This is a genomic window from Kiritimatiellia bacterium (assembly GCA_028715905.1).
Lineage (GTDB): Bacteria > Verrucomicrobiota > Kiritimatiellia > JAAZAB01 > JAAZAB01 > JAQUQV01.
Genome location: JAQUQV010000065.1, coordinates 1 through 11,037 on the forward strand (window position 1 = coordinate 1; position 11,037 = coordinate 11,037).

The 11,037-nt window shown below is 53.2% G+C and carries 13 protein-coding genes; 11 read left to right on the forward strand and 2 right to left on the reverse strand.

What is annotated here, in order from left to right:
* Positions 1-155: 155 nt before the first annotated feature.
* The 7 genes from PHP98_10315 (at position 156) to PHP98_10345 (ending at position 7,301) form a co-directional block, all read left to right on the forward strand.
* Positions 156-3,221, forward strand: a complete 3,066-nt coding sequence (locus PHP98_10315; protein MDD5484020.1) for a hypothetical protein — start codon at positions 156-158, stop codon at positions 3,219-3,221.
* Between the two features lie 132 nt (positions 3,222-3,353).
* Positions 3,354-4,217 carry an MFS transporter gene (locus PHP98_10320; GenBank protein ID MDD5484021.1) on the forward strand — a complete coding sequence of 288 codons (864 nt, stop codon included), beginning with the start codon at positions 3,354-3,356 and terminating at the stop codon, positions 4,215-4,217.
* 10 nt (positions 4,218-4,227) lie between these two features.
* Complete coding sequence (locus PHP98_10325) at positions 4,228-4,533, forward strand: hypothetical protein (protein MDD5484022.1); 306 nt, start codon at positions 4,228-4,230, stop codon at positions 4,531-4,533.
* A gap of 121 nt (positions 4,534-4,654) precedes the next feature.
* A complete protein-coding gene (locus tag PHP98_10330) occupies positions 4,655-5,593 on the forward strand; it encodes a prolyl oligopeptidase family serine peptidase (protein ID MDD5484023.1) in 939 nt (312 codons plus the stop codon).
* Between the two features lie 236 nt (positions 5,594-5,829).
* Positions 5,830-6,048, forward strand: coding sequence for a hypothetical protein (locus PHP98_10335; GenBank protein ID MDD5484024.1), 219 nt, complete (start codon positions 5,830-5,832; stop codon positions 6,046-6,048).
* On the forward strand, positions 6,045-6,317 hold the full coding sequence (locus tag PHP98_10340; GenBank protein MDD5484025.1) for a hypothetical protein: 273 nt from the start codon (positions 6,045-6,047) through the stop codon (positions 6,315-6,317). The genes PHP98_10335 and PHP98_10340 overlap by 4 nt, the downstream gene beginning before the upstream one ends.
* Positions 6,318-6,347: 30 nt before the next feature.
* Positions 6,348-7,301, forward strand: a complete 954-nt coding sequence (locus tag PHP98_10345; GenBank protein ID MDD5484026.1) for a PD-(D/E)XK nuclease family protein — start codon at positions 6,348-6,350, stop codon at positions 7,299-7,301.
* A gap of 116 nt (positions 7,302-7,417) precedes the next feature.
* Here the strand turns inward: PHP98_10345 and PHP98_10350 are convergent, their stop codons facing one another.
* Together PHP98_10350 and PHP98_10355 are read right to left on the reverse strand one after the other, a co-directional pair.
* A complete protein-coding gene (locus PHP98_10350; GenBank protein MDD5484027.1) occupies positions 7,418-7,711 on the reverse strand; it encodes a DUF167 family protein in 294 nt (97 codons plus the stop codon).
* Positions 7,704-7,925, reverse strand: a complete 222-nt coding sequence (locus PHP98_10355; GenBank protein MDD5484028.1) for a hypothetical protein — start codon at positions 7,923-7,925, stop codon at positions 7,704-7,706. Before PHP98_10355 ends, PHP98_10350 begins: the two co-directional genes overlap by 8 nt.
* Before the next feature lie 130 nt (positions 7,926-8,055).
* Between PHP98_10355 and trpE the strand changes: the two genes are divergently transcribed.
* The 4 genes from trpE to PHP98_10375 are packed head-to-tail and all read left to right on the forward strand — an operon-like array spanning position 8,056 to position 11,003.
* Positions 8,056-9,558: an anthranilate synthase component I gene (trpE, locus tag PHP98_10360; GenBank protein MDD5484029.1), complete on the forward strand. Its 1,503-nt coding sequence runs from the start codon at positions 8,056-8,058 to the stop codon at positions 9,556-9,558.
* Position 9,559: 1 nt separating this feature from the next.
* A complete protein-coding gene (locus PHP98_10365; GenBank protein ID MDD5484030.1) occupies positions 9,560-10,150 on the forward strand; it encodes an aminodeoxychorismate/anthranilate synthase component II in 591 nt (196 codons plus the stop codon).
* Entirely contained in the window at positions 10,147-10,599 is a 453-nt protein-coding gene (locus PHP98_10370) for a hypothetical protein (protein MDD5484031.1), read from the forward strand. The genes PHP98_10365 and PHP98_10370 overlap by 4 nt, the downstream gene beginning before the upstream one ends.
* On the forward strand, positions 10,596-11,003 hold the full coding sequence (locus PHP98_10375) for a PDZ domain-containing protein (GenBank protein ID MDD5484032.1): 408 nt from the start codon (positions 10,596-10,598) through the stop codon (positions 11,001-11,003). The genes PHP98_10370 and PHP98_10375 overlap by 4 nt, the downstream gene beginning before the upstream one ends.
* Positions 11,004-11,037 lie beyond the last annotated feature (34 nt).

Consider the following 11,037-nt stretch of genomic DNA (forward strand, 5'->3'; position numbering starts at 1 on the left):
CGGATTCCATTGCTGTCCTAATTAGCCGAAAGCCAGTTGTATCTGAACATTCGCTGTTCACAAGTAATCCGGGCAAGGTAAATCTTGATCTCTGGGGGTGGGAGACTACCCCGTTCTACCAGCGTGTAGATCCTGAGGTTGTCTCTCCGGAATATATGAGCAAACGCGCGGTTGACGAGAGCTACAAATGGGGGGCGAATATACTTGAAATATATCGCGGCGGTTATCCTCTTGAAAAACGCGCCGGCTGGACCAGGGAAAGCACAGCGGCTTTTCACAAACACGTCCACTCGCGCGATATGACGATTCATTGGTTCCCGCATAAGCTTACTGGCGCGACGTTCGCTAAAGCGGCGGATTATACCATGAATTTATTCAGCAATCAGTTTGATTGTCTTAGCGTATCGCCCGATGAGTTGATGGATGGCATGGGAAGCGAACAGTGGAGTGTCATGCCGTCGCCGCTTTTCATGAAATGCGTCCTATCCTACAGTCCTTTCATTTACTTTTACACCGATAATCACCTCTTCAATACCACACTGCCGAACGAACAGGACGTCATGGCAACCAACGGCACAGGCGGGGACGATCAGACATCATGCTATTATAAACTGTATGAAGAAATTAAAAAGCGGGGTGGACTGCAATTCTGGGGAACCCAGGCGCCCGAGTGTCGCCCGGAGATTACCGCAAACAAATTTGGCGGCCGCGGGTATCCGGATTGGATATTGAAACAGGTCAATGACGCATTTCGCTGCCGCGCCATTGCGCGCGGGAGTAAAAATTTATCCCCATCCGCATTCTGGGCGATCCAGGAGGCTGAAAACATGTGTCCGGACGGCAGCAGAATGTACGTTTATGGCTGCGGCCAGGATCCGATCAAGACAGCAGTAAGCGCAAAATTCACGGCGCTGGGGGCGGACTGGTTCCGGGGTACAAACGTAACTCGTATTTCCCAGCGCTATCCCTATCCTTCAAAAACGGCATTCATCCAGAACAATTACCTGAACCTTGTGCTTATGCCGGAGAAGGATGAAATCATTCTGCAGGCTGACCCGGAACGGCTTGCGCATTGGGATAACAATTCGCGGGCGGTTACGCTTTCCGCCCCGTTTTTGAGAACGATTGATCTTGCGGATAATTCCGCCGCCTCATCTGCTGAGGTAACCTTCAAGCACATTGAGCCAGCCGGATACAAGTCAATACTGCAGGCGGAATATAAAATGAAGCTGAACGATACGAGTGTGGAAGAGACCCGCGCGTTCACCATGTTCAACGACAGTCCATATGTGCGTATTGCGATTGACCGGAGTATTGGTAACGCTTCCTCCGGGATTGGGACCGAGATACCGGTCAAGGGCTACGACCAGTTGATTGCCGGGGGAAAGACATATACGGCGGAGAGCACAATCCCCCTTGCCGATATTGTCCGTCTTGTGGACAGCACGGGAAAATTACCGGAAATTGTGTTGATGTTGTTTAATAAAGGCAATGTTAATGGAATCGCTTGGAAGCCGAATGTCTCGTTAATTCTAAAATCAGTGTCAGAATCAAAAGGTCAGAAGGAAAGCATTGATCTATCCTTAGTAATACCGGATGGACTTTACAAGGCGGAAGAGTATGCGGATCTGTACAAATTCATCGCCTCCCCGGAAGAGATGGTGACATTGGACGGTGAAAAAGAGGCGGAAGTAAAGAATGAATTCAATATTCCGGTAGTCAAGGTGGTTAAAGTACAAGGCAACAGGGAAGACCCGTATCAAGTTTATGAATTTAGTAAATGGGTATTCCGCGGGGCGCAGGTAGGCGAAGCGCGGGTGGCCCAGGCTGAGAACGGATATGATTATCTGAAGGTCTATTTGCCGGCCAAGGGAAACGCGAAGATAAAAAAATATGGATTTATCAATGATACCGCTAAAGCGGGCTGGGGATGCCAGTACACGACGGCCTTGAAGGATATATCTCGTGATGGAAACAAATCTTCTACCACAGTTGAAGTGCTGGATATTACCTCATTCATCTTTGCGCCGAGGATCGCCTTCAAGAACACAGTGGCAAGCGTCAAGCTGGACGGCAAGGATTGGCGTTATTTTGAGGGTAATCATGTCTTCCTGCCGAACAGGCGGGGCATGTATAAGATTGAGGTCGTCGAAGGGAATGCGACCGACGCTTCCCTGGCCAGGACGTTTGCCGACATTGCGGAGTCTTCTTTCACCGGCGACAAACTGACGTTCGCGGCCAGGCTGCCGGAATGGACGGAGAGCATACCGGATGACTATTATTTCTATGCGATGGTAAATCATCCGGGCAAGGCAATAGCATCGCTTGAGAACGCCGAACTGTGCCGGAAGGTGGATGGAAAAGCGTCCGTCATCAGGTTCAAACCGGGCGAAATAACCGTGGGAATCGGCGGGATCGGATCGGGGAAAGATACGGCCATGGTTGATCAGGCGGACGATATTTCAAAACATCTGCGGAAGGAACAGACGGTTCGTACGCTACCGTATTTGAAATCGTTTGACGCCAAGCCCGTGCTTATTGAGGATATTGCCTCCGGGAAGGACAATCTGGCGTCTTATGACGTGATAGTCTGGAACCATTATTTCCAGGACAAGCTTCCCGCAACTGCCGATAAACACCTGGCCGATATTCTCCGCGCGCAGGTTGAGAATGGGAAAGGACTTCTTCTGATATGCAACGCCATGGAGATCGCGCCGGAAATTCTAGGCGAAACCTCAAGAACTCCACTGACGGTCATACCGACTCCTCATCAGTTGCCTAAACATGTAAAGTGGGCGGGCATTCAGGCTTCCGCGGATAAAACTAGCCACCCAATATTTGGCGACCTTCTTCCGATTAAAGATGAGAACGGAAAGTATAACATTATCACATTTGAGCAGTTTGACCTGTTCAAGAGAGCCAAATGGGATAAAGAGCCGGAATCCATCGCCAAAGGAACCGTGCTTGCGGATTTGTATGTAAAGCCGGTCAAGGGAGGAGAAAATGTTCCGAACAAAAATCATGCTTTTGATTCGGGCGCGGTCATCCGCGAATGGTCCCTTGGCAAAGGCAAGATCATCGGCCATTACTATCAGCTTAGGTATAGTTATGGTTCCATTGACAAAAGCGTTCCGTCTGAAAACGCCGTCCGGCTCATTGAAAACGCCGTGAAATATCTGTCGGGAGGAAAGGATTCAATTAAGGTTGCAGTGGTGGAGTAATGGGGATTTACGATTTTCGATTGCCGATTGTCGATTTCAGACACCAATCCAAACTAAATTCGTACTGCTCTTAACAATGCAGGCGATAAGGGAAATTTGGTTGCGGCTAAACGCCGCCTTGGAAAAATAAAAATGCGCATAAAAAATCTTCGCTGGTGGATCGTGGGGCTTTTATTTTTCGGCACGGCCTTGAACTATCTTGACCGGAACGTGCTGGCGATCCTGGAGCCGATGATCAAACGCGACTTGAACTGGACGCCGCAGGATTGGGGCCTGATCAACGGCGGATTCTGGCTGGCCTACGCCGTCTTTGCGATGGTGACGGGGCGTTTGCTTGACAAGATCGGCACAAAGCTGGGGTACACGTTGATGCTCGCCTGGTGGGGAACGGCCTGCGCCCTGCACGGGTTTGCCGGATCGGTCATGGGGTTTGTGATCCTGAGGTTTGCGCTTGGCATGGCGGAATCCGGGGTCATTCCCGCCACCGCGAAGGCCTGTGCGGAATGGTTTCCCCAGAAGGAACGTGGATTTGCTTATGGTTTATCGGTTATGGGCATGATGATCGGCGGCATTGTTGCGCCGCCCGTCACCGGTTTGATTGCAATGAAGTTCGGCTGGCAATGGGCGTTTTTTGTTACCGGCGGGGTTTGTGCCCTCTGGCTTTTGGGCTGGCAATGGCTTTTCAACGACCCTGCAAAGAACAAACATATAACCGAGGCTGAACGCGGCTATATTCTGAAAAACAAGATGACGGAACATGAGTCTTGTCCGGATAATGGTGCCGGTGGACGGGTAAGCATCCGAAATCTAGTCGGACTGCCACAGGTATGGGGAATCGCCGTGGCGCGGTTTCTGGGCGATCCGGTCTGGGCGTTTTTTGTGGCGTGGATTCCAAAGTATATGTCTGAAGCGCGCGGCATTGTCTTCCGCGAGCGTAAACGGCCAAAACTGTCCATTGAACAAATCTTCGGACGAAAATGTTTTATTGAATGTTGAGCATGACGGTATGAAAATGACGCCTGGGATTATAGACGCAGTCCACAACGAAAAAAACAGACCGGTTGATGAAGGCCTCACAATCTGCAAAAAAATACCCGGATTGGGCTTTTGCTTGAATTATGACAAAACTTCCGAAACACTCGTCTTGACAGTTGCAAATAAAAGCAAAAAAACAATGGAAGACCTGCGGATAACTTTTCGTATGCCGCTATTTTGCAAGAATGGTGTCAAAAACGTCAAACTGAATGACTTGACACCGGGCAAAGAAGGAAAATATTGTCCAGGAGGATTGTTCATTTTCCAGCTCATTTGACGGTGTCGGTCCGCTCCGTTCGGTCGCGGTATATCCAAAAAACTCCGCTAAACTGCCGCTGATGGTTCTGCAATGCGGATATAACGGCGGTCGTGATCTTTTGCTGTTTTTCGCCAAACGGATGGCCGCCCGCGGTTATTTTTGCGTGTGTAACGGCCGGCGCGGAAAGGCCGGACAGCCGGGACAGCACGATGACGGCGGCATTGAGATCATGGATATTTATGACAGCATTCGGGCGGCCATCGCAAAATATGGCGACAAAGTGGATGCTTCCAGAATATCAATCATCGGTTACTCCAACGGCGGCGGAAATGTTTTTTCCGTCATGGTGCGCTTTCCATATTTATTTCGCGGCGGCCTGGCCCTTTTCGGGATTACCGATTACGGAAAATGGGCTTCCTCCGGTCATTTTACGAAAGAAGTGACCAATGCGGTGGGCGGAATACCGGAACAGGTGCCGGATAAATATCTAGTCAGGAACGCCGTCTTGGCGGCGGGCAACTTGCGCGGCGCGCGTTTTCATATTGCCTATGACGAAAAAGAGACTACCTGCCCTGTTTCCATGGATGAAGCGTTCGTGGAAGCGGCAAAGAAAAATGGGTATAATAATATTTTCGTTCATGTCAGCAAGATTACGGATATCAATCGCTGGTTTCACGGCTATAATGACACAAAAAACAATCTTTCCCCGATTGAAGACGTTTTTATGGATGATATTGAAAAGAATCCATTACCTCCGCCTCAAATGGGGCCAGCCGGCGAGTTTGTCGTTCCCGGATTTATCGTAACGCCGTGTTTTACCTGTGTAGTCGGACGCGGGGACGATGCGGTCGCAAACGTCAATTATCAATTCACGGAAAAATCGGTCAAATTCACCTTTACGCCGATCAGCTCCGATAAAAATGCCGGGGCGCGGATAACATTGCCTCAAAATACGCCGCATAAGGAAACAGATGTTATTATCAACGGCAAAAGTGCCGGGATTATCAAAGACGGCCTTTCCCTTAAAGCCGAGACGACGATTAACGGCACGGTTGAATTCCGGATGAATAATCAGTAGTGGCTGAATTAAATACGCATAAATCTCTTTGATATGATCGTGTCATAATTCTTGTTCTTTTCTTTGCCACTCCGTGAGTTGTGGCGAAAATGACCTGCTCGGACAACCGCTGAAATAGCAAAATATTGTACAACGGCACCCCGTCTATCGCCAGATTATTCGAGGAAAGATATTGACGCAGGCCAAGATACGATGGTAATCTGAAAATCAATGAGAAGAAATGTGGGGGATATCATATGACAGTACTATTGGAACAAGTCTTTAAAAAGGCGTCTAGCCTTCCTGCGGACGTCCAGGACATTTTGGCAACCGAGTTTCTCCATGAAATCGAGTGGGGATTGCAGTGGGACGCCACCATAGAGAAGTCCCAAGATGCATTAGACAAACTGACGTTGACCGCAATGGCAGAACACAAAAATGGCAAGACCGAGGAAATGGGATTTGACGAATTGTGAAGTCTTATCTTACCAAGGAGTTCCGCCTCTGTTTCGCCAATCTCCCGGAGCGCATTCAACGCCTCGCAAGAGAGAACTATAAAATATGGAAACACAATCCCTATCATCCGAGTCTTTCCTTCAAACGTGTTGGCAAGCGATATCCGACATACTCCGTTAGAATTGGTCTTGGCTGGCGTGCGCTTGGTTTCCGAGAGGATGATGATACCCTCGTTTGGTTTTGGATAGGCTCTCACGCCAATTACGAGCGACGCATTCAACAACTCTGAGAATCATCGAACATTATCGGGTTCAGGCTAATGACGGAATTAATAAACACATTTTCCTGGTCCATATCGGCGCGGGAGGATTTTGCCGAATGCCGGCGTCGGCGCTATTTTGCGAAATACGCCATGTGGAACGGCTGGAACGAAAACGCCTCCCCGCTCCAACGCGCCGCCTACCGCCTGAGCAAGATGGAAAACCGCTTTACCCTTCTGGGGAACGCCGTTGAAAGAGGGGTAAACTGGCTCGTCCGCGAACAGCAGTCCGGCCGCGCCGCCACCGCGGAGGAAGCTTACGCGGCGGCCGCAAAGCCTTTCCTGAACCGGTGCTGGAGCGAATCTTTAGCGGGGAGCTGGAAAACAAATCCCAAAAAATTCTGCTGTCTGCACGAGCATTATTACGCCGGCCCTGAAAGAAACGGGGAAAAGGAAAAGGCCATGACGGCCGCAATGATCGTCCGCATCAAAATCTGCCTTTCCAATTTCATTTCAAAAATTCTGCCCGGGCTCGCGCCGGTGAAACCGGAACAGGAAATTAATGTGCGCGGCGTTGCCCAGGGCGACCCGGAATCATTTGATTGCGAGGGGATAAAAATTTACGCCATCCCCGATTACGCTTATCTCCGGGAAGGCAGCATGTATATCCATGACTGGAAAAGCGGCAGTCCGAAGCCGGCGCACGCGGACCAGATGGCGGTTTACGGGCTCTGGGCGGCGCTCAAGCATAAAATCGCGCCGGAGAAAGTCAACATTCACCTGGAATATCTGGCCGCTGGCGTTACGGAAAGCCGCCGGCTCGCGGAGAAAAATCTGGTTGAAGCGCGGGATTTAATCCGCGCCTCGGTCAGGGAAATGGCCGAATACCTGGCGGACGGCGATTTGCGGCGCAACGAACCCCTGCCCAAGGAGGACTGGGAAATGTGCGCGGACATTAATACTTGCCGCAGATGCCATTTTTACGAGCTCTGCCGGCCGGAATTGGAGGGATGAAGAAACGCGCGGCGGGACAGGCTGTCCCGCCCTACCACGTGTTGGAATCCCGGAAGGTAGGGCGGCCCTGTGCGGCCGCTGATTTCCGGCGCATCCTGCCATAAAGAGACACGGGCCTAACTCAACAGTCTTTTTTCAATTTCCGCCAAAGCAATACCACTGACCGCGATTATTTTCCGCCGCTGCCCCGCGCCGCTTTTAAGCGTGAGATTTCTTTTCGGCACGGCAAGTTTTTTGCTCAAAAAATCAAGCAGGGCTTCGTTTGCTTTTCCATCCACGGGCGGGGCATGCAATCTGACCTTCAAGGCGTCGCCATGAAGGCCCTGGACTGAATCATTTGCCGCGCGCGGCACGGCCTGGACAGTTAAGATCACACTGTCTTTGGTCTGATTGATCCAGGTTTTATTCATGCCGCGCATTATAGGCCCCTTGTTTTTGTTTTGCAACCGGCAATCGCAGGGGTAATGCCTCACCCTTCTTCGCCAGGATGCCCTGTGGTTTGCCACAGGGAAGAATGGTGTCTTTGGCTTCGCAGGGTTCCGCAAAGATCCAGCCTTCGCAGCCAGAAGCTTTGTTGCGGAGGAGTAGGATGCCCCGCGGCTTGCCACGGGGTGCTTCACTCATGCGGGCGGAAAGCGGCCGGCTGTGGCGCGCTTCCAGTTGTTTGCACCCGCACAAATGAGGCTTTGCCGGGCAGAATGTTATTGACAGGCGGGCGGAATATTTTTAAGAATGTGGCTTGAAATTCACAAACATGGGAACAACATTACAGGATTACCGGCGGTTTGCGAAGGACTATAACCTGATCCCGGTTACGAGGGAGGTCCTTTGCGACCTTGAAACTCCGGTGGCCGTGCTGCGCCGTTTTGCAGGGCGGCAGAACGCCTTTCTCCTGGAAAGCGTGGAGGGCGGGGAACAGTGGGGCCGCTATTCTTTCATCGGCGTTGATCCGGAGCTTTTGTTTGAAATTGATTATGACCGGCCGGGCCGGCATGATTTGCAGGGCGGGTTGCGTTCAATTTATAAAGGCCTCCGTCCGGCGCCGGCGCCGGGCCTGCCGCGCTTCATCGGCGGCGGAGTCGGGTTCATTGGCTACGAAGCGGCCGGCGAGTTTGAGCGTCTGCCGCCGGCCGCGAAAAATTACGGAAGGCAGATGACGCTGGCGAGCCGTTTCCTGCGCGTTGACAAGCTGATCGTATTTGACAATCTGCGCCACACGATTCAGATCGTGGTCTGCTCGCGTCCGGATGCGGCCGGGGCGCCGGAAGAAGAGGCCTTCAAGCTGGCCCGCGCGGAGATTGATAAAATAGAGGCCGTTTTGCGCCGGCCGGCGCTCTCGGGCGAAGAACGCGCATATCCCTTGCCGGAGTTCAGCTCAAACATGAGCCCGGAAGAATATTGCGGGATGGTGGAAAAAACGAGGAAATACATCACGTCCGGCGATATTATCCAGGCGGTCCTGAGCCAGCGCTTCAGCGCCCGGACCGATGTCCCGCCTTTGGAAATTTACCGCGCGCTGCGTCTCCTGAATCCATCGCCTTACATGTATTTTCTGAAAATCGGCGGGCAGGTCCTGGTGGGGTCGTCGCCGGAAACCATGGTGCGGCTGACCGGCAACCGGATTGAACTCAGGCCCATTGCCGGCACAAGGCCGCGCGGGGCGACCGAGCAGGAGGACCGGCGCCTGGCCGACGAACTGCTCTCGGACGAGAAGGAGAAGGCCGAACATGTCATGCTGGTTGACCTGGGACGCAATGATGTCGGGCGCGTGGCCGAAATCGGGAGCGTGCAGGTGCGCGACTATATGACCATAGAACGTTACAGCCACGTGATGCATATTGTTTCCCAGGTGGAGGGTATTTTGCGCAAGGACTGCGACGCCGCCGATGTGCTGAAGGCCGCTTTCCCGGCCGGCACTCTTTCCGGCGCGCCCAAAATCCGCGCGATGGAAATCATCAACGAGCTTGAGCCCGGCCCGCGCGGCGTCTACGGCGGCGCGGTCGGTTACGTCGGCTACGACGGCAGTATGGACCTGGCCATAACCATAAGGACGATTGAAGTCCTGAACGGCACGGCTTTCATCCAGGCCGGCGCGGGGCTCGTTTACAATTCAGAGCCGCGGCGCGAATACGAGGAGACGTGCCGCAAGGCGCAGGCGATGAAAGAGGCCGTCATCCTTGCGGCCGGCGGATTGAGGCTGGAGGCATCCGCCGCGCATCCGGGCCGGGCAAAAAGCCTCCCGGCGGGGGAAACATAAGATGATAGTGATGGTTGATAATTACGATTCTTTCACCTACAACCTCGTGCATGTCTTCGGTTCGCTCGGGGTTGAAATAAAGGTGTTCCGCAACGATGTTATTTCCGCGGGGGATGTCATCGGCCTGGCGCCCGCGGCAATCGTTATTTCGCCCGGCCCCTGCACGCCGAAGGAAGCGGGCATTTCGGTTGAGCTGATCCGCCGGGCGTCCGGCCGGATACCGCTTTTGGGTGTGTGTCTCGGGCACCAGGCCATCGGCGAAGCGTTCGGCGCGAAAATAACGGGGGCAAAGGCCATTATGCACGGGAAAACGTCCATGATCAGCCATAACGGCAAGGGACTTTATGCGGGCCTGAAAAATCCTTTCACGGCCGGCCGCTATCACTCGCTGGCCATTGCCCGCGAAAGCCTGCCGCCGGAACTGCTTGTTGAGGCGGAGAGCGACGACGGCGAAATCATGGGGGTCAAACACCGGGACCATTGCGTCTACGGCATTCAATTTCATCCCGAGTCGGTCCTCACGCCTTCCGGGAAACGGTTGTTGAAGAACTTTCTTGAAGTGAAGGACAAGACAGGGGGGGGGAAGCCATGATCAGAAAAATGACAGATGCAGGAAAATCCGCGGCCGCCATTGCCGCCGCCGCATTTATGCTGGCCGGTTTCGGAGGCCTGCCGGCCGCCGCGGTTCCAGCCGCCGGAAACGACGAGGTCGGCGTCTTAAAACAGACCTCCAGGGCTTTTTCCGCCATAGCGCAGAAAGCCATTCCGGCGGTTGTTTTCATCAAGGTGGAAAAAACCATTCCGGGCGCGTTTTCTCCAGGCCAGAGCGGGATGCGCGCCTATCCTTTTGACGAAGGGGATGTTCCCGACGGCGATCTTTTTGATTTTTTTTTCCGGGGCCGCGGCCGCCCGCGCATGGAAAACAGGCCATTCCGCGTCCTGGGGCAGGGGACCGGCTTTATCATCAGCAAAGACGGGTCATTTAATTTGCCGGGCGGCCGATTCAAAACGCCAGTTTTCTGCGCAATCAGGTTGCCATGACCGCGCCGGGCGCCGCGGCCGAGATCAAGATTATCCGGAACAACAAGGAAATATTATTGCCGATCACGGTTGGTTCGCAAACCCCCGGCCCCGCCGGCGAGCGTGCGGGGAGAATTGCCTCGGAAAAGCTCGGATTGGCTGTGGAAAATCTTACGGAAGAATTCAGCCGGCGGTCCGGGTTTGAGCCAGGTTCCGGCGTGATTGTCAGTTCCGTGCGGCCGGATAGTCCGGCGCATCGCATGGGTATTGTGCCGGGCGACGTGATTTGCGGCGTGAACCGCGAGCCGGTCGTTTCGACGGATGATTTTAACGCCGCCCTGGAAAAATCAGCCGAAAGCGGCCTTGTGTTGCTCCTGGTAAAAGACCGGGAAGAATCGCGTTTCATAGCCGTTCGGCTGGAATGACGCCCCGCATCCCATCGTCCGCGCAGGGCCCGCG

What these genes read in the sequence shown, in the direction of transcription:
- PHP98_10315 (MDD5484020.1), top strand. Translation starts at nt 156, where the DNA reads ATGAGCAAACGCGCGGTTGACGAGAGCTACAAATGGGGGGCGAATATA.
- PHP98_10320 (MDD5484021.1), top strand. Translation starts at nt 3,354, where the DNA reads ATGCGCATAAAAAATCTTCGCTGGTGGATCGTGGGGCTTTTATTTTTC.
- PHP98_10325 (MDD5484022.1), top strand. Translation starts at nt 4,228, where the DNA reads ATGAAAATGACGCCTGGGATTATAGACGCAGTCCACAACGAAAAAAAC.
- PHP98_10330 (MDD5484023.1), top strand. Translation starts at nt 4,655, where the DNA reads ATGGCCGCCCGCGGTTATTTTTGCGTGTGTAACGGCCGGCGCGGAAAG.
- PHP98_10335 (MDD5484024.1), top strand. Translation starts at nt 5,830, where the DNA reads ATGACAGTACTATTGGAACAAGTCTTTAAAAAGGCGTCTAGCCTTCCT.
- PHP98_10345 (MDD5484026.1), top strand. Translation starts at nt 6,348, where the DNA reads ATGACGGAATTAATAAACACATTTTCCTGGTCCATATCGGCGCGGGAG.
- PHP98_10350 (MDD5484027.1), bottom strand. Translation starts at nt 7,711, where the DNA reads ATGAATAAAACCTGGATCAATCAGACCAAAGACAGTGTGATCTTAACT.
- PHP98_10355 (MDD5484028.1), bottom strand. Translation starts at nt 7,925, where the DNA reads ATGAGTGAAGCACCCCGTGGCAAGCCGCGGGGCATCCTACTCCTCCGC.
- trpE (MDD5484029.1), top strand. Translation starts at nt 8,056, where the DNA reads ATGGGAACAACATTACAGGATTACCGGCGGTTTGCGAAGGACTATAAC.
- PHP98_10365 (MDD5484030.1), top strand. Translation starts at nt 9,560, where the DNA reads ATGATAGTGATGGTTGATAATTACGATTCTTTCACCTACAACCTCGTG.
- PHP98_10370 (MDD5484031.1), top strand. Translation starts at nt 10,147, where the DNA reads ATGATCAGAAAAATGACAGATGCAGGAAAATCCGCGGCCGCCATTGCC.
- PHP98_10375 (MDD5484032.1), top strand. Translation starts at nt 10,596, where the DNA reads ATGACCGCGCCGGGCGCCGCGGCCGAGATCAAGATTATCCGGAACAAC.